This is a genomic window from Halolactibacillus alkaliphilus (genome assembly GCF_900115465.1).
Taxonomy (GTDB): Bacteria; Bacillota; Bacilli; order Bacillales; family Amphibacillaceae; genus Halolactibacillus; species Halolactibacillus alkaliphilus.
Genome location: NZ_FOWN01000006.1, coordinates 93802 through 114866 on the forward strand (window position 1 = coordinate 93802; position 21065 = coordinate 114866).

Here is a 21065-nt window from a genome sequence, read left to right on the forward strand (position 1 = left end):
ACTAGCTTAATTCCTTTCTCATACATAGAACGAATTTTTCTGTGATTAGTTGTGGTCTTGTTATTGCAGATCCTACAACAACCGCATGTGCACCGGCTTTAAGCATTGCTTTTGCCACTTGTGGGCTATCCACATTTCCCTCACTAAATACAGGCACATTCGTCCCCTCAACTAGCTGTTCAACCAATTCTATATTAGGCTTTTGATAATGTTTTTCAGTATACGCTGTATATCCTGATAACGTCGTTGATACAACGTCCACTCCCATATTAATTGCATCTATAGCCTCTTCGTACGTTGATATATCTGCCATAACACATTGGTTATTCTTTTTTAAGTAAGTAATTAAACTTGATAAACTCTCTTGGTTTGGCCGTGTACGCTTTGTGGCATCCAGTGCGATCATATCAACACCCACGCTAATCAATTCATCCACTTCTTTTTTTGTCGGTGTTATGTAAACAGGACTATCCGAATAATCACGTTTAATTAGTCCGATTACGGGTAAATCAGTCACTTTTTTTATTTCTTTAATATCAGAAATTCCATTTGCTCGTAAACCGACTGCACCTCCAATTTCAGCAGCTCTTGCCATCTTAGCCATGACACTTGACCCGTGTAAAGGCTCGTTTTCTAAAGCTTGACATGATACAATCAGCCCACCCTTTAGTTTATTAATTAGTATTGAATTTTTCATTTAATCCACCTATCTTTCTCTGCAACATTTTATATTTTAATGACATACTTCATACTTTATTTTCACTCGACTTAAAGCTATCTGAGCAAAGGCCATTAACCAGAACACACTAATAGTAGTGGTTAAAAACAAAAGTAATAACGGTAACGTTATTGATATATAATGAATAACAATGAAGCCGACTAAATTTATAAAAGAAATACTTACTTGAGATAGCGTTAAAAAAAACGATAATTTACATGCTTGTTTAAATGATGTTTTTTTTATAACGACTATTGGAAATACATATAGGGTAATTATCGTACTCATTGTTAGCATCAATAATAAAATTAATAAAATCACCATGGAAAAAAGATTTATATTTTCCAATCTAATAAGCAATTGTATATCTATATATAGAATAGCTAATAGAGCCATGCTGCTTATACCTAACTTATGAGCTAACCAGAAATTTTTTTTAAACCCTTCCATAAATACTGGGAGAACACTCTGATCCATACCATTCTCATTCCAATGATTAATTACATAAAACACAGATAATAGAGCTGGGAAGAAGGTAATGAAAAATAACCCTGCCAAAGAAACAAGAACAAAAATCAGATTTAACTTTATCATTTGCATTAACCAGCTTGATATTGAAAATAATAATGTACCCCACTTATTCATAGACATCCTACCTTAATTATAATTTACTCACTTAATTACTAAATACCTCAACACCAGATATAAATGTTTTCTGAACATTTAAATTGCTGTCCAAAATAATTAAGTCAGCATGATAGCCTTCTTTTATGTGACCTATTTTCAGTTCAGTATTTACCGCATTGATAGGCGTTGTCGTTGCCATAAAAATAGCATCCTCTAAGCTTACATCACAGTGATTAACAACATACTGCACGCCTTTATCAAGTGTAAGGGCGCTTCCAGTTAATTGACCTGATTTAAGCATCACTCTGTTTCCTTGTTTAACGAGATGTTTTTCCCTAAAGAAATGTTCTCCATCTGATAAGTGATTATATCCCGTACAATCTGAAATAAGCGCGACTTTATCTTTTCTTTTATGCTTTAAGAAAAAGCGCAAAACATCATCATTTATGTGAATACCGTCCGTAATTAATTCGCAAATAAGGTCATTGTCTTCCAACGCTGCCAAAACTGCCCCAGGTTCTCGGTGATGAAACGTGCTCATCGCATTAAACGTATGTGTTAGCTGTGTTAAGCCTAGTTTCATTGCGTCTTTAATTAAATGATATGGAGCATTCGTGTGTCCCGCTGATAAAAATATTCCCATGTCTCTTATTTTTTTAATAAGTAATAAATCTTCTAAGGTTTCTGGAGCTAACGTGATTTTAGATATTATATCTTTATTTGGTAAAATAACATCTTCAACAACGTCATGCGTTAATTTTGATATATAGTGAGCTGGTTGTGCGCCTTTATATTCGTGACTAATCCAAGGTCCTTCAATATGAACCCCAAGCATTTTCGCCTCATTAGTTGATTGGTTATTTTTAAAGTTTTTTGCCTCTGTCAGAAAGGATTTCAAAGATGTAACCGGTGCCGTTCTTGATGTTGCAAGAAAAGAAGTTACGCCTAGTTTAGGTAAAATAGTAGCAATTTCCGAAAAAACACCCCCATCAGTAAAATCATAACCACTTACTCCGTGTATATGAATATCAACATATCCGGGTGCAATGATATGATCTCCTATATCAATTACTTTAGCGTCTTGTATCCTTTTTTTCATGCCTATATAACTTATTTTCCCTTTATCAACTTCAATGTACATTTTATCACACTTTTTACCATTTGTTATATAGCATCCGTATAAGTAAAACATTTTTAACACGCCCCTTACATACTATATTAAAGTTGAACCAACTAAGCCCGCGCGATTTCCAAGTTCAGCTTTTTTTAAATATATTGGTTTATTTGTGTATTTTTGAACTAACACATTTAAATCATCCCACCAATAATTACTCGAATCTACCACACCACCACCCAGCACAATAATGTCAGGATCCAGTGTTTGTTGAATAATGCACAAACCTCTAGCTAAATAGTCTAGGAAATCTTGTTTTAGTATGGATAGTTCACTTGAATCATTATTCTCGTTCAATACTTGCTTAGAATCAACTTTATTCAATAGTTTTATTTCATTAAGTCTTCTTTCTATACTTCTACCAGAAGCGTACACTTCCCAACAACCCTTTTGACCACAAGCACAAGGTAAGCCATTATGTTCTATTGTCATATGACCAAATTCACCTGCTCCATAATTCGCACCTCGATAAATCGACTGATTAATTATAAAAGAACCCCCAATACCCGTACCAATAGTAATACAGACTACTTTATCAAAGCCTTTTGCAGCACCATTCATCGTTTCAGCTAAGCCCGCACAATTCGCATCATTTTCAATCTTAGCTTCCACACTGAATCTATTTTCCATTATCAAAGCAATATCTTTAGGGACTTGAGGTATATTAGACGCTTTCAATATCTTCTTATGTTTTACGTCTATAAGCCCCGCAGAAGAGATGCCTATTTTATTGATTGCTTTATCTTCTACCAAGTTAGCTATTGTTTCAGAGAATGTTTGACTGACATGATTTTGCGGTGTAGGGATTTCTATCTCTTCAATAGACACATTTGACTTAAATAATCCAAACTTTACTTTTGTTCCACCTAAATCTATACCGATATTATACAAATGACTTAGCCTCCCTCTAAATTTTCATAAGGTAAAGCAGAGCTTTACCTTATGAAACAATTATCGGTCTTATAACTATGATAAATGAATCGTTTCTTTTCGTTCATTAGATTCATAAGCAGCTAAACCGACTTCCATTGCTTTTAAGCCATCATACCCCGTAATAAAAGGTTGTCTGTTTTCTTTCACACAATTTACAAAGTCTTTAATTAACTCATAATCCATATTTGTGCCGAAATTTAAATGTTGTAAAGCTTTTTCATCATTTTTAAATGTTTTAAGATGGTCACCGTATGCATCAACAAAGACAGTCCCTTTAGTACCAATAACTTCGATTGTAGCATCGCCCCATGTTGGAAATTGTTTGAACTTTGACCAACTCGTATCATGAGAGGCAATTACTCCATTCTCGAATGTAACTGTAAGTAGGCCCGCATCATCAGTCTCAATATTATGGAAGAAAGAATCCACAACTGCTGTTACTGTTTTGACTTCATCATTTATAAGCCAACGCATAATATCTAACATATGCACAGTATGATCTAATACAGCGCCTCCTCCAGAGATAGAATTATCAATAAACCAGCCTCCAGGGTTTTGCCCTCTATTCGTCGTTCTAAAAGCAACAATGTCACCCAGTTCTCCCATATCTATAGACTTCTTTAATGCCATCATGTTTGAACTATATCTCACTGGAAAAGCAATCTGCAAAATCACTTCATTTTCTTCACATATCTGAATCATTTCTTTAGCATCCTCGATATTAGTAGCAATTGGTTTTTCACATAAAATATGCTTTTTAGCTTTTGCCGCAGCAATAACCATTTCTTTATGTCGATTATTTTCACTACAAATAATCACAGCATCCATATCTAAATTTAAGAATTCTTCTCTGTCATTATAATAGTTTAGATCAAATACTTTTGCCATTTCATTGCCACGCTCAGTATCGTCATCAAATATACCCACAATTTCTACGTCATCAAGACGTTGTAAACTTTCCGTATAACTATAAGCGTGCATATGAGCAAAACTCATGACTCCGATTTTCATTTTATGAGCCCCTCCTCAATTATACTTAAACAGTTAGTAGACAGTTTCATCCAATCCTGATCAGGTTCATACGCGTTTTTAACAATCATGTTTACATCATAATAAAGACTGCTAGCTTTATCATCAAATCTTTTAAAGGATTGAATTTTAGCACTATCATATTCAATTATTTCGTTAATACCGCTCCATTCAATGAAAATATCCTCTTTCTGATTAAAGGTATAGTCTAAATTCGCCAGTACGCCGTCCATAAAACGAAGTATTATAGACACATGCATGGGTTTAATGTTTCTTTGTGAATGATTTATTTTCACGAATGAGATTTTGCCAAATAAGCCAGATAATGCGATAAGATCATCAACAAGTATCGTCTTATCAAAATCCCCCCCAATTTTTCTGCCTAATCTCAATACCCCTCGCTTATCCTGTCTTTGTGTAATAACTCCTGATAATTTGTCAAAAAAAGCATAAGACTCTAAGTCCGTATACACTTTAACATTATCAAATTCTTGTTTGTATTTTTCATATGGAACGTATAGAGTATCTTTTTTAGATAACTTATCTTGTAACTCTTCTTCCAGTGATATGATTTTGAGAGATGAATTAGAGTGTAAAGAGCGGTCATCTATTTTCTTTTGATTAACAAATATATTCATTTACAAACTACCTCCTATGTGTGTCTTTAAACGAAATTATAAATATATTTCTCTATTTTCCTCTGCTGATTGGTAAATAGCCTTTAATATTTTCATAACAGCAACACCATCTTGAACTGGTGCGATATTTTCTTTACCGTGTAAACAGCAATCGACAAAATGATTTATTTGATTTTGGAAATTCCGTCCAAAATCATTGATGTCCTGATCAATCTGCGGAACAGTATTTAGAATTGTATTATTCTCTTCAGTTACAAATGTTAAATCCGGCTCAACCTCTACTCCACCTTTGTCACCAAACAAAGTAACTTTAGTCTCATCTTTACTCGCATGTAAGGTAAAGCTTGTTTCAAGAAACATTGAAGCCCCGTTTTCAAAACGAATTAAGGCATTGGCCAAATCTTCAACGTCATTTACATTCGGATCATAATCTGATGCTTGATAAAAAGATAAATTTTTAATGTGACTTCTATTTCCTAATCTTTTATACGTATTTCCAGTAACTGATATAGGCTTAGGTTTACCCATTAAGTACCAACATAAATCAACCATATGGACACCGAGATCTATCAACGGTCCCCCTCCTGATTTATTTATATCACTAAACCAACCCCCAGGATTACCTAATCGTCTTAAATAAGATGCTTTTGCGTAATAGAAATCCCCAAATCCACCATTATCAACAAATGATTTTACGACTTTAGATTTCTCTGCATGTCTTCTAACAAATCCAACCTGCAGCACTTTCCCCGATTGCTTTTGCACATCAACTAACTCTTCTGCTGTAGCTACATCCATACTTAGTGGTTTTTCCACTAAGACATGCTTACCTTTTAATAAGGCTTGCTTAGCAATTTCTGCATGCGTGTTATTCCATGTACATATACTTATCGCATCGATAGTCGCATCATTTAATAAATCTTGATAATTTGTAAACGTTTTAGAAACACCTAATTTACGAGCTTTTTCTTTTAATCTGGATTCATTTATGTCACAAAAAGCTACCAGATTAACTTCTGGGTTATTTAAATACGCATCAATGTGAAATTGAGAAATAGACCCTACACCTACTACACCAACATTTAACATAGTTAATTCCTCCTACTTTTTACTTAGTAATTACTTTTGTAAAATAATGTAATTTTTTTCGTGTAATTTAAATCGTAAATCATTCTGTCTTTTACATGTTGATTAACTTTATTATCTTTATTTACTCGATCAATCAGTTGATCGATTTGCTTGATTATCTTATCAACATTTTCATCTAAATTAGTTGCATGACGATGTAAATTAGTTATTTGAGAAATATACGGTCTTGCATTATGCATGCCATTATTCTTCTCATAAATGTCTACTATCTTTCTATTCATATCCTCAATTAAAAGCTGTATTGATTTTTCAGGATAAGTGGAAGGGGCAATGGCCTCGTTTCTATATGCTCCCTGTTCTAATGGAACATTGTAGCCCCGGTCAAAGTAAGAGACAAACTCAAAGAATGCACTACCTGATACATATACATCTTTTGTTGCATTGACTTGCTGTAATAAAATATCGGTTGGAACACCAGCTTGTGATCCTAGACCTATCGTGACTAACGTTTTATTTTGTCCTAAGTTGATTGCTTGTTCTGTGTCTTTTAAAACTGATTGAACATCAAACTTATAAGACATTGGAAATACATTTTCTAAATATCCTTTCTCTAACCACGTTGTTACATCTTGTAATTTCAAATAGGGATCTTCATAGAAATTGGCATATACAGAACCCGATATGACTAGATCAGGCGCTTGCTCTTTTACCGTTGGAATGAGTTCATCTAAAAACGTCGTTACTATGTTCATTCTAAAATATTGCCATTCTTTATAAAGCGCATCTCCTGGATATAAATTAATCGGATCCGTATCGGTATTAAATTGTTTCATAAATAATTCACGGGTATATAAATCATATCCATAATCTTCATCTCTGCCATTACTATCTGGATAACGAATATAGTCTAAATGTAAACCATCGATATCATACTGATCTATCATATCTTGATATAAATCAGTAATAAACATTCTAACTTCTGGTAAAGCTACGTTCAACCAATACCATTTTGTCCCATACTCATTATCTGTAAAATTCTCTCCGTCTCTTCTGATTAAAGCCCAATCTGGTTTTTCTTCCATTTGGTTTCCTTCAAGAAAAGCGTTGTGTACCCATGCATGAATTTCAATATCTAACTCTTTTCCTACTTCTAAATATGCTTCCAGAACATCAAAACCTTTATATCTCGGATTGTGAGGAGCCAAAGCATTATCTGAAGGATAAATAGTATAGCCACCCCACCATGTTTCTAAATAAACCTGATTTAGATTTGCCTTCTTTACCTTTTCTAAATTAGCTCTTACCTCTTGTTTAGTTGTTTCATTCGGACGAATCCAAACTGCTCTGTGTTCAACAATTCTAGACTCTGTAGCCAAGTTATTAACTTCAGATGCCATCTCTTCTAATCTGTTGGTTGATAATACAGCTTGATCATATTGCTTAGTTTCGATTTCATCCAAAATGGATGCTTTCATATCTTTAGCCAATAAAATTTTATTCTCAATTTCTTCAAGCGGTACATCTAAAAATTGTGTTTTAGCATTTTCTAATATGGATGTCATTTCTTCAATGATATTATTTGCTCTATTAATAAAGGTTTCTGGTGTAATAGTAATAATCAATTGCTCTTTTTCTTTATTAATTAAAACATCTGCATTTAGTTTGGCATTATCCTGTAGCCATTTCGCTTTATCTCCATGACCAGAAAGCACGTAGCCATTACTTGGAATTAACGAATTATTACCTGCTCTTTTAACAATTTGCGATCCTTCTACTATTACCTCATACCCATATGCATTTGTTAAAGTTGAAGGTTCGCCATAACTCTCATCATAAATAATAAGTTGATTGGCTCCTCTAAAACCATCATATGGTCTATTATTAATATCATCCCAGCCATCAGGGTTATCTTCTCTAACCTTAGGATTCATTGCACTATAATTAATTACATGTCCAAAATAAACATCATTTATTTCATGATATGATATATGGTCTCCTATACCAATTCTCCCCTGATTAATTGAAGTACTTAAATGAGAGAAATATTCTGAGCCACTTTGAATTGATAATACGTAGCCATTTTCAGGTATAGGTAAATTATTGTTCGTCCCATCCAAAGAGGCAATTTCAATAATTTGTTCGTTTTCGAAGGCGATTTCAATACCCCAGACATTAGTGCCTGTAGTTTCACCATAACTAGGATCATAAATGACGACATCACCTGCGCCTCTCGCCTCGTTTATGCGATCAATTGAGATAACTTCATTGTTAATTTCCACAAAGTTCGTTATATCAGCAGGGAATTCATAATTCTCAACAGATATAACATCACGTATATTTAATTGATTAAAATGATCTTTACTTTCTCCTGTTACAGAGATAACATAGCCATTAGCCGGAATATATGTACCCCCATTATCATTTTTCTCTAAAATAACACCATTTGAGATAATAAACTCCATTATATCTCCTTGATAAATAGGCGTATAATGTTCGATATATTCTCTCGTAAACAAGCTTACACCATCACTCAATTGCTCATTATTCACCGTGTCAACAGCAACAACTTTTCCGTTCGGTAAAACAATTTCAGGTTCTATTGATTTATTTTGTGCACCAATTGCGTTGGGATACACGCTCCCCACCAAAATCAATACAGCTACTAAAAGAACATAAACACTTTTTCTCTTCATAAGCCTCTCTCCTTAATATCTGTTTTTTAGAACATTATAATTATTTTGCCTTTATACATAAGCAAACTGGGTATCATCCTTTTACTGAGCTTGAGTATGCTGCTTCAATAAAGTACCGTTGAAAAGAAATAAAGATAGTCATTATTGGAATTAATGCTATAACCGCACCAGCCGCAACTAATCGCGTATTAGCCGCAAAAGTACCTTGTAGTTGATAAAGTCCTAAGGTGATTGGATATTTGTTAGGGTCATTTAGTATTAACAATGGCCATAAAAAGTTATTCCATGAGCCGATAAAGCTTAAAATAGCTAAGACGCCCAGCATTGGTTTTACCATTGGAAAAAGTAAATGCCAAAATATTTGCCAAACATTTGCACCATCTAATACGGCTGATTCCTCAATCTCTCTAGGGATATCTTTAAACCCTTGTCGCATTAAGAAAATACCTATTGGCGTAATTATACTTGTTATAATAATACCAGTATGCGTTCCAAGTAACCCAATCATGTCAATGATTAAATAGATTGGAATCATAGTTACTTCATTTGGAATCATCATTGTGCCAATAATTAACATAAAAATAAAGTTTTTACCTTTAAACTCCATTCTTGCTAGCGGAAATGCTGCAATTGAACTGAAGAACAACGGCAAAACAACACCGAAGAATGTTAAAATCATACTATTGATTAAGTACATTGGAATCGGTAACGACGTCCAAACAGTTTTAAAATTATTAAGAGTGAAATCTGATGGAATAAACTGTGGTGGCATACTAAAGATAGCATCACCTGGTCCCTTTAGTGATGTCGAGATAGTCCAGATAAATGGAGCGATCGTTATTAATGCAACTAAAACAAGTAATATATATGAAAAGAACATACGAACAGCTGTTGCTTTTCTTTTCGATTTTAATCTTTTTTCTGGCTGAGTAGTTGTCATGTTTCTCCTCCTCTCTATTTATAGTCAGTATCTAAGAACTTTTTATTAATAATAGTAATAATTAAAATTACAACAAATAAAACAAATGAAATTGCGCTAGCATAACCCATATTCACTCGTTCAAATGCTTCTTTAAAGACGAGCAAAACAACAGTAGTCGATGCATTTAGCGGGCCACCAGATGTCATTGTTAGCATTAAGGTAAATTCTTTAAAAGCTGACATGGTTGAAATAACTGCCACAAAAAAGATCATTGGTTTTATCAAAGGAATTGTAATATAAACATGTTTTTTAACAAAGTTCGCCCCATCAATATCAGCTGCCTCATATAATTCTTTTGGCACTCCTTGAAGTGCTGCTAAGAAGAATAACATATAGTAGCCTAACCCTTGCCAAACAGTCACAATAGCCATTGCTGGCATAACAGTTTTTGTACTAGTTAACCAGCGAATAGGGTCAATACCAACAAGACTTAATACATAATTAAAAATACCGCTTTCAGCAAACATCCAGCGCCATAAAATCGCTGTTACAACTATTGAAACTAATACAGGAAAATAATATATTAATCGGAAAACACTGATTCCTTTTAATTTTTGATTAACCAATATTGCTAAGAAAATCGGGAAAATAATTAATGCAGGAGTAACCAATATCCAAAAATAAACGGTGTTTGATAATGCGTTTCTGAAACTATGGTCAGATAGAACGTCAATATAATTTTGAATCCCAATAAATTCAATCGGTTGAAAAACATTATAGTTAGTAAAGCTTAAAATAAACGCGGCAATTGCTGGAATAAAAGTAAATACAGATAACAAAATTAATGGAACTGTAAGAAAAAACCAAGCATGTCTAGTTTTATACATGACAAACCTCCTTATAAACGAGCAAATGAGGAAAATAAATCTCCTCATTTGCTTCTTTAACTATTGCAATAATGCGTTTACTTGTTCTTCAGCATCAGCTAAAGCGTCACTTGGCTCAACATCCTCTAAAATGACTCGCTGGAATGCTTGACGAATTACTTCATAAATTTCTGTTGTATTCTCAACAGCTGGAGACATATTAACAGCATTCTCTAATGATTGAGCAGCATAATATCTACCTGCTTGTGAAACTTCAGCCTCTTCTACATCAACACTGAAAAATTCATCATTTGCTGCTTCAATAGTTGAAGGTAATATTGTAGCTTCATGTGCAAATGCTAATTGATTTTGATCATTCGTTAAGAAAATCGCAAATTCAACAGCTGCATCCACGTTATCACTCTTAGATGAAACAGCAATGTTCATTGTATCAGCTACCGTAACACCAGCGGTCCCTACAATAGGTTCAGCTGCTAACGACTTGTTATAAACTTCAGGTGCAAGATCATTAATCTGTCCAAATAACTGAGCACCCGTAATCCACCATGCTACTTTTTCTTGTGCATATAATTCAGAAATAGGTTGTTGATTTAACATGACATCTGCAGGGAATAAACCTTCATCATATAGCTCTTTATATTCTTCCCATAACTCAACTGCCTCTGGAACATTAAAAGTTGCTGCTGTTCCTTCAGCATTCAACAAGTCAATGCCATTACGTGGGAAATGTAAATGAATATTCGAATCAATTAAATTACCATAAGCTCCCGTTTCTTCGTAAATCGCTTTAGACATTTCCCAACCTTCTTCATATGTAGAAGGAGGACCATCAAATCCAGCTGCTTCTAATAATTCCGGATTATACAACATACTACTTGTTGTCGTGTACCAAGGTAATGCATATACAGAACCATTTACTTCCCCAGCATTCCACAAACCTTCAAAGTAATGATCTTTTACATGACTAGCTTTTTCATCCATATTAACAAAGGCACCTAGTGCACCTGCACGCTTGAGAAAATCAGTATTTAAGTTCATAACATCTGGAAGTTGATCACCAGCTGCTGAAGTTAATACAACTTGTTCTACTTGACCTAAAGGAACATCTCTTATGGTGACGTTTACATTTGGATGTACTTCATTAAAGTCTGCAATAACACCGTTTAAGTATTCCTCAAATGTAGGCATTAAATCAATAGTCATAAATTCAATGTCACCCGATAACTCTGTTGTTTCATCTTGATCAGTATCCTGCTCCGTATCTACAGAATCATTATCCTCAGTACCTGTTTCTACATCATCAGAACCACAAGCTACTACGAACATTGCAAATAAAGCCATTAATAACAATAGAATAGTTTTCTTCATTTCCTTAACATCTCCATTCATAATTTATAATAAGTAAATAACAACCAAAAAGCGGAACTTACCTCCTTTTTTATATAAAATATTGGTTTGTTCCTCTTAATTATATCCAATATAATTATTTTGTCAACGCTTACATTGGAAATAAAGTAAATTGAATTGAATTTATTTTAAAATCTGTATTAAATACCTGTTGATATCCAATAGAAACAGATAATTTTAATGGATATCAAACGAACAACAATGACTACAATTTAGCATCGTTTCACTATAATACCCAACATTATGTAGGTTATTTAGCTGTATCCTCACTATCAACATATTGGTATGCAACAGAAGAATTATTTTTTAAAAAAATTATTACAATTAACGCTTTGACATGTCGATGTAACATTTTAGTTGTTCAACACATTATTTGATTACATCTTTATAAGTGTTTATTTAGTAAAAGTTACTATGATTTACAAACGTAAATCGATCATCAGAATTTTTGCAAAATATAATTTTTCTTAACAAAAAGCCCTCAGATTGCTTTAACAATCAAAGGACCTTCATTTAACTTTTCATTTAATTCATATGTTTAATGCAACAAACCTGTGACGCTTTTCGTCTTTTATGCTATCTTTACTCTAATATAAATAGACTCATATAATAAGATGATCTCATTTGTTTACATGAGCTATTACCCTTTCACCGAACCAGCTACAACACCTTCAATAACCCGTTTTTGCATAATAATATAGAATACAACCAGTGGCAACACGGATAAAACAAGCATTGGGAAGAAGGATGTCCAGTTTGTTGAGAATGGCCCAACATTTTTATACACTTCCTGCAGTAACACAGCTTTATCTGGTGATTGTAAGAATAACAATGGTGTTAAGAAATCATTCCAGATCGCCAAAGCGTTTAGAATAACAACTGTTGAAATAATCGGTTTTAGTAAGGGGAAAATAATTAACCAAAACGTTTTAAACGTACCACATCCATCAAGGAAGGCCGCTTCTTCTAATTCAACCGGCACCGTGCTAATGAATCCTCTTAATAAGAAAATAGATAAGGGTAAGTTAATACAAAACACACTGACAAGAATAACACCCAGGTGTGTATTCATTAAATTTAACCCTGAAATAATTTGATACAAGGGCACAATGGCAATTTGGAATGGGATAATTAAACCGACCAAAAAGATATTGTACATCGTTTTAAACAATTTAGATTGACTACGTGATATGACGTATGCAGCCATAGAAGCAAATACCACTAATAGTATAACGGCTGAGACAGTAATGATTAAATTGTTTTTTAATGCATTACCGTAATTCATCGCCTCTAAAGCACGTTGATAATTCGTAAAGTTTAATGATGAAGGTAAACCGAGTGGACTTAACGCTGCCTCTTCAGGCGTTTTAAATGTCGTAACAACTAAATAATAAAGAGGTAAACCGACAACGACAGAAATTAATATAAACCCTAAACGATAAAACCCATTTGTTAGACGCTTTTTCATCATGATATTTTTCGCTCCCATCTATTTAAGAAGATAATCACGATGCGTGATAAAACAAACACAACAATAAAGAAAATCACCGCTAGTGCCGATGCATAGGCATTTCGCCCACTATTAAAACCTTCTCTAATCATTGTTGTCATGATTGTTTCTGTCGCATACCCTGGACCACCTTTGGTCATCGCAAAGATGACATCAAACACCTTCATTCCACCAATTAAACTCATTAATATGTTAAACGAGACAGCTGGATAAAGCAGTGGTAACGTCACCGTAAAGAATTTACGGATACTGCCAGCGCCATCGATATCTGCAGCTTCATAGAGTGCTGAATCAATACTTTTTAAGTTCGCAATATAAATCACCATCGACCAGCCTGACCACTGCCATACTTGCGTAATAAGGACAGAATACAAGGCGATATTTGCATCACCTAGCCAGTTGACGGGTTGACCACCAAAGAACTGAATAATCCGGTTAAACAGACCGTAATCTGCTGAACTCATAATATATTGGAATAAGAAACCTGTTACTAGAATACTTAATACCGCTGGTAAGAAGACGAGTGACTTTGTAAAATTGGCCCCTTTCATCTTTTTACTTAGAAAGACCGCCAGTAAAATAGCGATAATATTTTGAAAAACAGTAATTAGCACGGCATACTTCACTGTGTTAGTAATACTCGCAATGGTTTTTGTATCTGTGAATAATTGTCGATAATTGTCTAGACCGACAAATCTTAAATTCGCGTTATACACTGACCAGTTGGTCATGCTGTAAAAAAATGACATCAGTGTTGGAACGATAAAAAGAATAAAGAAACCAACAAAGGCTGGTAGAATCATCAATAAAAATACACGTTCTCTTTTTTTTCCGTACATAAGAAAACCCCTTCACAATTTTTTTACGGTGATTTCTTTATACTAAAGGACCGATACATGATCGATCCTTTAGTTAAACAGCCGTTTAGTTTAATGTATTAATTAATGTCTTGTTTGTCTCATCCGCATCTTTTAAAGCTTCTTCAACCGTTTTAGTCCCGCTTAATACTTCTTGAAGAGACTTACCGTAAGATTCAACAATTGGGTTTCCTGAGAACCATGACGCTGTCCAAGGCGCATAGACATTACCTAGTGCAAATGCTTCTTCACTATCGGCATACACATCACCTAAATCCACTTCAACACCTGTGAGGAATGAACTTCCAGCATTATCAGCGACGAGTTTATGTTGTGCTTCTTCTGTTGCGGTTAACTCGAGTACTGCTAACGCTTCATCAATATGTTTTGAGTTCGCATTGATTGCAAGTGCTGAACCAGGACCACCAATTAACCAACCTGGACCTTCTTCAATACCTGGAATTGGGAACATACCTAATTCGATATCGCTATTTTTCTCATAAATCGTTTCAATTGCCCACGGGCCACTTTGCCACATCGCAGCTTTTCCAGTCGCAAAGTCATCTAAGGCTTGATCGTAACTTAAACCGAGCATTTCTTGCGTTAAAATACCTTCTTCAATAAGACGGTACCACTGTTCAACATATGGTAACCAAGCTTCCGCAAGGAAAGCTTCCCCTTCATTGAAGTCATCATTAAACGCCATATTGGCTTCATCCGAATAAAACTCATTATTAACAATACCAATACTTTGTTTCATCATCGGTTCCCATGACTGGGCACCCATTGCTTGAGGCTTCATGCCTTGGTCTTTTAATTCATGACTGATCGCAATTAATTGATCAAGTGAACGTGGGACGTCGACACCGTACTCTTCAAAAATAGCTTTGTTGTAGAAGAAACCTTCAAACCAAGATTGTAACGGCGCCGCATAAACTCCGCCATCTACTGAATATGGTGCGGTTCCTGAAGCAGCGTATTTTGACATGAAGTCATGGTCTGTTAAATCTAATAAGTAATTGGCACGTGCCAGTAATTTCGCCTCACCGCCGACTTCAATAATATCAGGACCTTCGCCCGCTTGAAGCTGTGAATTTAACACGTTATTAAAGTTATCAAGTGCGACAAATTCAAATTCGACGTTGATATTTGGTAATTGCTCATCAAGGTAAGCTAAGTACTGCGCACGACTTGACTCTGGGTTATACCCCATCATACGAAGCGTGATGACTTCTTCATTCGTATCATCAGCCGGTGTTGTTCCTTCATCACTTGATGTTTCTTCTCCTCCACAAGCCATCAATAATAACGACGCTAAAACTAAACTAAATAACAAGGTAAGCGTTTTCTTTTTCATTCTGATCTTCCTTTCAAATTTTATAGTCTAATCATACAAAATAAACTCAGCTGAATAAATCAAGGATATTATGCCTTTTCTATCACAAAATTACGCTCTTATTTAATCAAGCGAAGAAAAAAGCTACCTTCACTCTTACGATGGTAGCTTTAGACTTTCTATTGTTTTAATTCGAGAACAATCGGTGCACCAAATATGCCGGTCATGATTCGTGACATGCCTTCACTTTCAATCGTTTCCCCTTCATGTAGCCACGTACCTTTCGGCAAATAGACGTTACGCTGTTCTGTTCCTTTTTCATAGATTGGCGCGACAAGTAACGAGTGACCTAACATAAACTGATCGGTAATTGTTGCGACAGGTTCTTCTGGGAAGACATACGCCATGTAGCGTAAAACCGGCTCACCAGTTCGTTTTGCTTCTTTTATAACTGCCATAAGAGTATCTATCCAATGCGCCCTTAAATTGACACCGTTTAATATACCTTGAAAATACTTCCCGTCTAAGAAACGGTCCGGTCTGGCGGAGAACTGCATCGCCGGCATCAGTGCGGCAATTTCACTATGTCTGACGAACAATTCTTTGTCCAGTGACGTTGACTCAAGTTCTAAAAAGTTTAAGTATTCTCCCCCACCAATCATGTCAGGAGAACAAAAAGGATGTCCGGTAATCCCTTGCAGTAAACTGTTAGGAATCAACGATTTCACACCGCTGTCACCCCACGCATGATTTTTATCACACAGGCGCTGCATTAAAGACATGCCGCCGGCATGTGTTGTTACCCGTAGTTCATTGTATGAATAGTTTTCAGCAAACGTTGCCCAGAGTAATGAATGTTCATCTGGTGTGACAGGTTTAGCTGTGACATTACTCGTCCGGTAATAAAGGCTATCACCACCATCAAATTTGAATCCTTTAACCCCCAGGTCCATAAGCGCTTGTAATTGGTCTTCTAGCCAGCTTATTGTCTGCACGTTGGTTAAATCTAAAACAGCTGAATGACCGTTCCACCATTCCGTTATAAACACGGACTGATCGTGATTTTTTACTAATAATTGACGATCTCTTAAATAACGATATTCAACTGTATCTGGCGTAATATAGGGACAAATCCACAACATAACCTCAAAGCCTAAACGGTTTAATTGTTCAATCATTGCTTTAGGATCGTTGAATTTTCCATGATTAAATGACCACTTACCGTAATAGTCACTCCAACCGTCATCAATCATTAAGACCCCTGCCGGCATGCCACTTTCAAGTAATTTTTGCGCATAATTTAGTACATCTTGTTGATTTTGATTAAAAGTTAACTCAATCCACGTATTGTAGACTGGTTGATGAAAGAGAGCATCTGAAAGTGTGCTACCAGTAAAAGGAAACCACTGCTTCATCGCATACAAATACGCCCCGCGTAAATCTTTTTGTCCATCAACAAAAATCACTGTCTCTGGTACGTCGATCACACCATGATTGAAATGAATCACGTAACCTTCTCTTTGATAAATAATGCGGCCTTTATTTGATAAAAATAGTGGCATCATTTGGTTAGGACTCGTGTTAAAGCGTAAATCACATCGATAATCATCGGCCTTTGAAATCGGTTGTTTGATACCGTCGTGCACGTAACCACCATACCAATACTCATTTGGCTCCATTTTAATTAACATTGTTACTACCTCCATCTCCAACTCACTAAAGTGTCACTTCCCACTTTAGATGGAATAACTGATTATGAACAGTCAATTTGTTCTTGATTTCTTTTACTATATTACGTTCTTTTGTCTGTACTGATTTGGGGTCATTGCTTCATATTTTTTAAAGACCATGGAAAAATAACTTGGATTTTCATAGCCAACATGAAAGGCGATTTCATAACTTTTCATGTCTGTTTCCAAAAGCAATTGCTTCGCTTTCTTTATACGATATTCCGTTAAATACTGCCACAAATTCATTCCGACTTCTCGTTTAAACAAATAACTAAAATAGTTCTTACTTACCGCAATTTCATCACAAATCGTCTCCAAATTAAGGTTTTCTTGATACTTTGTTTTTATGACTCGTATCCCATCACGGACGAGTTTACTGTAACGCTCTTCGTGGTGGTCATGGTCATATAGCGCAACATAAAGCATCTCCTGCATAAATGCTTGTAACTGTTTAATATCTGTCAATCGCTTCATATCGTCATACGTTGTATGAAGAATGCGTTCTACATCGGCTTCTAGTGGTTCTGTAGCTACAAGGGTTCCTTGAATGAGTGTTGTCAATTGATAACACGTATCATAGATCATATCAAGTGCTTCTGGGTTGATATGTTTGGATACGGTAAATAAATCCTCTAGCACCTTTTTTGCGTGGTGATACGACTTTTGTTCAATACTTTCTTTAAGTTCTTTAAGCAGACCTTGCGTATTAAGTGCTTTAAATTGTTGCGAATCGATATTATATGAAAAACCTAAGACGGCTTCTGCGTCGAGAAACATCGTATAGCGACTCAAACATTTGGCTTCTTCATATCCTTGATTGAGTTCAGCTAACGTGTGATAGATATGACTAAAACAGGCATGAAAAGCCATTTCTGTCTGATTATATAATTGTTTAACCAACCTTTTTGATAGTTCCCCCATATCACTCGGTGTCATACCAGAAACAATGGTTACCCATGACTCTTGATGATAGTCAAAGACGATATGGTCCCAGCCCGCAAGGGCCTGTGTTAAGAGCTGCCCTATTTGTTTCACGTGTTCTTGGCTCATATGTCCGACTTTATTGAACTCCTCGATTGAGTGGTATTGTAATTTAAAAATCAGTACGGCATAGTGATTAAAATCAACGGCATAATCCTCCTCGTTAACCATCACCAGATCCATCGGTAAGCCTGAATACAAATAATTCATTAAATAATGTTTCTTCATTTCTTCATTATGATTTTTCACCAGTGCCGCGACGTGCTGATCGCCTCGTATTTTCTCCACGACCTTATTTAATGCTTGATCAAGTTCAGCTTCATCGATAGGCTTTAGGATATAATCGTGACAACCTAATTTCATTGCCTCTTGTACATAGTGAAAATCATTGTACGCACTAATTAATATGAATAGAGGTGATTGATCCGTCTCTTTGACACGTTTAATAAAGTCAATCCCTGATAGCTTTGGCATATTGATATCTGTAACAACAAGGTCTGGCTTTGTTTCTTCAATAACCCGTAAAGCCTCTTCACCGTCATGTGCTTGCCCTACAAACGTTAAATCATATTGGTCCCAGTCAATAAGATGTTTAAGTAATTGAATCGTTAAATCTTCATCATCCACGAGGACAACTTTTAGTGACATGCGTCTTCCTCCTCCTTAAGTTGATCCGTTAATCTATTAGGTATGCTGAGAACAATGGTTGTTCCAACCCCTTCTGTTGAATAGATATCTAATGACGCCTTTGGACCGAATTCATGTCTCAATCGCTTATACACATTCGCAAGCCCAATGCTTTGATCGTTTGTCTCTACGTGATCAATGGCGTTTATACTCGCTTTAAGTTTCGCTAACTTTTCAGGTGACATCCCACAACCGTTATCTGACATCATAATGACTAAGTCTTCACCTTCATCTTCTACTAAAACCGTGAGGTGGCCTGTTTTTTGTCCACTTAACCCGTGTAAAATAGCATTTTCGATTAAAGGTTGCAGCAATAATTTTGGAATCTTAACATCCGCATAGTCGTTAGGAAGCGTTATATCTAAAATCATACGCGTATCAAAACGAATGTTTTGAATAGCTAAATAATGTGCTAAGTAAGTACATTCGATTTTTAGTGGCACTTTCTTATAAGGCTGATACACTGCATATTCCAACATCTTACCGAGCAGTGTTGACAGTTCTGAAATCTTCTCACTTTCATTATTTACTGCGAGTGCCTTAATAGACTGTAGAACATTATTTAAAAAGTGGGGATTGATTTGATTTTGTAGTACCCGCATTTGTTCTTCTGACACTTTCTTTTGTTCATCTACTAAATGAGCGGTAAGTGAGGTAATATTGTGTACCATTGTTTCCGCTGACTCTGACAATTCTTTTATTTCCTCACTACTCGTTTTATCAAAGACTACGTCGTAGTCACCTTTAGAAATCCGATTGAAATTATTCATTAAATGATTCATTGGGACGAGAATACTTTTAGACAACATACCTGAGACAATCGTAATAATAATGGCAGAAATAATAATGACAGATAAAATGACCGTCATCAATGTCCATTCGAATTCGACCACGCTTGACATTTTTTTAACCCCAATCATTTGCCAGCCCGTTGGTTCAATTGCATTAGACATTACAAGAAGTTCTGGACCGTCACCATCACTAGCTTTGATGACCGTATGAATGCTTTCTTCTGATAACGCCTCATCTACTGCCGTTAGTTCCTCATTCGTTAAAGACAAGCTATCAGGCAAGTAAACCCACTCTTTGCCGTTATTAATTAATATATTTAAATCTTGATCGACAGTATTTTCTAAAAGAATAGCCGATAAATCAATATCATAGACCAAATAGGACCGGTCGGTTGGCGCAAATAAAAACGTGTTTTGAATTTGCCGAATGATAGATATGGTCGGTTTCTCTTGTACATGAAGTAAATAATCGGTCGGATGAAAACCGGTAAAGTAATTATCACTAAATTGTTCATTTTCAATCACTTCTCGAAACCACGGGGCATCATAAAAGTTATACTGGTTTCGAACATTTTTCTTGTAGGAATATAACATGTGACCTGATTCACCGATAATATAGGCATTATTAATATATGGAACGAGTGTGAGCTGTTGCAAACGCTCATGCACGAGACGTTGATTACCTAGTTCAATGGCATAATCAATCTCTTGGGTCCGATTACGATACCCAACAGCTCGCTGGACATCAGGATCATTAGCGATTAAATTTGTGAAACGGTCTAAGTTATCTAAGTGATTATGCAATAAATCTAAATTCGCTTCAACAACATGACCGAGCGTTTGATAACTATGGGAGCGAAACGATTGGTTAATCATTTGAAAGATAATGAAGCCTACAACGGAGAGGACAACAATAAAAATGAGCGAAAAAGCTGTCCGCATCTTCGCTTCAAGTGTATTTTTCATGAACATAAGTGACACCGCTTTCAGTTTAATCCCTATATAATAGCATATTTCATTCTATAGGCACATCCTTTTAAAGTTGTTTATAACAAT

At 35.4% G+C, this 21065-nt stretch carries 17 protein-coding genes; all 17 read right to left on the reverse strand.

Annotated elements, in window-relative coordinates; genetic code table 11:
* Nucleotide 1: 1 nt before the first annotated feature.
* The 17 genes from BM163_RS04275 to BM163_RS04355 all read right to left on the reverse strand — a co-directional run bounded on the left by BM163_RS04275 (nt 2) and on the right by BM163_RS04355 (nt 20981).
* A complete protein-coding gene (locus BM163_RS04275) occupies nt 2-697 on the reverse strand; it encodes an N-acetylmannosamine-6-phosphate 2-epimerase (RefSeq protein ID WP_089800596.1) in 696 nt (231 codons plus the stop codon).
* Nucleotides 698-733: 36 nt separating this feature from the next.
* A complete protein-coding gene (locus tag BM163_RS04280; RefSeq protein ID WP_170243628.1) occupies nt 734-1363 on the reverse strand; it encodes a YesL family protein in 630 nt (209 codons plus the stop codon).
* A 31-nt stretch (nt 1364-1394) separates the two neighbouring features.
* Nucleotides 1395-2537 carry an N-acetylglucosamine-6-phosphate deacetylase gene (gene nagA, locus BM163_RS04285; RefSeq protein WP_089800600.1) on the reverse strand — a complete coding sequence of 381 codons (1143 nt, stop codon included), beginning with the start codon at nt 2535-2537 and terminating at the stop codon, nt 1395-1397.
* A gap of 21 nt (nt 2538-2558) precedes the next feature.
* Nucleotides 2559-3410, reverse strand: coding sequence for an ROK family protein (locus BM163_RS04290; protein WP_089800602.1), 852 nt, complete (start codon nt 3408-3410; stop codon nt 2559-2561).
* 75 nt (nt 3411-3485) lie between these two features.
* Nucleotides 3486-4463, reverse strand: coding sequence for a Gfo/Idh/MocA family protein (locus tag BM163_RS04295; protein WP_089800604.1), 978 nt, complete (start codon nt 4461-4463; stop codon nt 3486-3488).
* Nucleotides 4460-5119, reverse strand: a complete 660-nt coding sequence (locus BM163_RS04300) for a hypothetical protein (RefSeq protein WP_089800606.1) — start codon at nt 5117-5119, stop codon at nt 4460-4462. Before BM163_RS04300 ends, BM163_RS04295 begins: the two co-directional genes overlap by 4 nt.
* A 36-nt stretch (nt 5120-5155) precedes the next feature.
* On the reverse strand, nt 5156-6208 hold the full coding sequence (locus BM163_RS04305) for a Gfo/Idh/MocA family protein (RefSeq protein WP_089800608.1): 1053 nt from the start codon (nt 6206-6208) through the stop codon (nt 5156-5158).
* 23 nt (nt 6209-6231) lie between these two features.
* Nucleotides 6232-8901, reverse strand: a complete 2670-nt coding sequence (locus BM163_RS04310; RefSeq protein WP_089800610.1) for a glycoside hydrolase family 10-like protein — start codon at nt 8899-8901, stop codon at nt 6232-6234.
* Between the two features lie 73 nt (nt 8902-8974).
* Nucleotides 8975-9841, reverse strand: a complete 867-nt coding sequence (locus tag BM163_RS04315) for a carbohydrate ABC transporter permease (RefSeq protein WP_089800612.1) — start codon at nt 9839-9841, stop codon at nt 8975-8977.
* 14 nt (nt 9842-9855) lie between these two features.
* Complete coding sequence (locus BM163_RS04320; protein ID WP_089800614.1) at nt 9856-10710, reverse strand: carbohydrate ABC transporter permease; 855 nt, start codon at nt 10708-10710, stop codon at nt 9856-9858.
* 60 nt (nt 10711-10770) lie between these two features.
* Nucleotides 10771-12078, reverse strand: a complete 1308-nt coding sequence (locus tag BM163_RS04325) for an ABC transporter substrate-binding protein (protein WP_089800616.1) — start codon at nt 12076-12078, stop codon at nt 10771-10773.
* Nucleotides 12079-12757: 679 nt separating this feature from the next.
* Nucleotides 12758-13588, reverse strand: coding sequence for a carbohydrate ABC transporter permease (locus BM163_RS04330; protein ID WP_089800618.1), 831 nt, complete (start codon nt 13586-13588; stop codon nt 12758-12760).
* The gene (locus BM163_RS04335; protein WP_089800619.1) at nt 13585-14466 is read right to left on the reverse strand and encodes a carbohydrate ABC transporter permease; all 882 of its coding nucleotides are present in this window, start codon (nt 14464-14466) and stop codon (nt 13585-13587) included. Before BM163_RS04335 ends, BM163_RS04330 begins: the two co-directional genes overlap by 4 nt.
* Nucleotides 14467-14551: 85 nt before the next feature.
* Nucleotides 14552-15841 carry an ABC transporter substrate-binding protein gene (locus BM163_RS04340; RefSeq protein WP_089800621.1) on the reverse strand — a complete coding sequence of 430 codons (1290 nt, stop codon included), beginning with the start codon at nt 15839-15841 and terminating at the stop codon, nt 14552-14554.
* A gap of 158 nt (nt 15842-15999) precedes the next feature.
* A complete protein-coding gene (locus BM163_RS04345; RefSeq protein WP_089800623.1) occupies nt 16000-17511 on the reverse strand; it encodes a glycoside hydrolase family 31 protein in 1512 nt (503 codons plus the stop codon).
* A 96-nt stretch (nt 17512-17607) separates the two neighbouring features.
* Complete coding sequence (locus tag BM163_RS04350; protein WP_089800625.1) at nt 17608-19179, reverse strand: response regulator; 1572 nt, start codon at nt 19177-19179, stop codon at nt 17608-17610.
* Nucleotides 19170-20981 (reverse strand): sensor histidine kinase family protein, encoded by a 1812-nt coding sequence (locus BM163_RS04355; RefSeq protein WP_089800627.1) that lies wholly within the window; start codon nt 20979-20981, stop codon nt 19170-19172. Before BM163_RS04355 ends, BM163_RS04350 begins: the two co-directional genes overlap by 10 nt.
* Nucleotides 20982-21065: the final 84 nt, after the last annotated feature.

Bases quoted from the DNA above. Each gene is read 5' to 3' on its own strand.
- BM163_RS04275 (WP_089800596.1), bottom strand. From the start codon at position 697: ATGAAAAATTCAATACTAATTAATAAACTAAAGGGTGGGCTGATTGTA.
- BM163_RS04280 (WP_170243628.1), bottom strand. From the start codon at position 1,363: ATGAATAAGTGGGGTACATTATTATTTTCAATATCAAGCTGGTTAATG.
- nagA (WP_089800600.1), bottom strand. From the start codon at position 2,537: ATGTTTTACTTATACGGATGCTATATAACAAATGGTAAAAAGTGTGAT.
- BM163_RS04295 (WP_089800604.1), bottom strand. From the start codon at position 4,463: ATGAAAATCGGAGTCATGAGTTTTGCTCATATGCACGCTTATAGTTAT.
- BM163_RS04300 (WP_089800606.1), bottom strand. From the start codon at position 5,119: ATGAATATATTTGTTAATCAAAAGAAAATAGATGACCGCTCTTTACAC.
- BM163_RS04305 (WP_089800608.1), bottom strand. From the start codon at position 6,208: ATGTTAAATGTTGGTGTAGTAGGTGTAGGGTCTATTTCTCAATTTCAC.
- BM163_RS04310 (WP_089800610.1), bottom strand. From the start codon at position 8,901: ATGAAGAGAAAAAGTGTTTATGTTCTTTTAGTAGCTGTATTGATTTTG.
- BM163_RS04315 (WP_089800612.1), bottom strand. From the start codon at position 9,841: ATGACAACTACTCAGCCAGAAAAAAGATTAAAATCGAAAAGAAAAGCA.
- BM163_RS04320 (WP_089800614.1), bottom strand. From the start codon at position 10,710: ATGTATAAAACTAGACATGCTTGGTTTTTTCTTACAGTTCCATTAATT.
- BM163_RS04325 (WP_089800616.1), bottom strand. From the start codon at position 12,078: ATGAAGAAAACTATTCTATTGTTATTAATGGCTTTATTTGCAATGTTC.
- BM163_RS04330 (WP_089800618.1), bottom strand. From the start codon at position 13,588: ATGATGAAAAAGCGTCTAACAAATGGGTTTTATCGTTTAGGGTTTATA.
- BM163_RS04335 (WP_089800619.1), bottom strand. From the start codon at position 14,466: ATGTACGGAAAAAAAAGAGAACGTGTATTTTTATTGATGATTCTACCA.
- BM163_RS04340 (WP_089800621.1), bottom strand. From the start codon at position 15,841: ATGAAAAAGAAAACGCTTACCTTGTTATTTAGTTTAGTTTTAGCGTCG.
- BM163_RS04345 (WP_089800623.1), bottom strand. From the start codon at position 17,511: ATGTTAATTAAAATGGAGCCAAATGAGTATTGGTATGGTGGTTACGTG.
- BM163_RS04350 (WP_089800625.1), bottom strand. From the start codon at position 19,179: ATGTCACTAAAAGTTGTCCTCGTGGATGATGAAGATTTAACGATTCAA.
- BM163_RS04355 (WP_089800627.1), bottom strand. From the start codon at position 20,981: ATGTTCATGAAAAATACACTTGAAGCGAAGATGCGGACAGCTTTTTCG.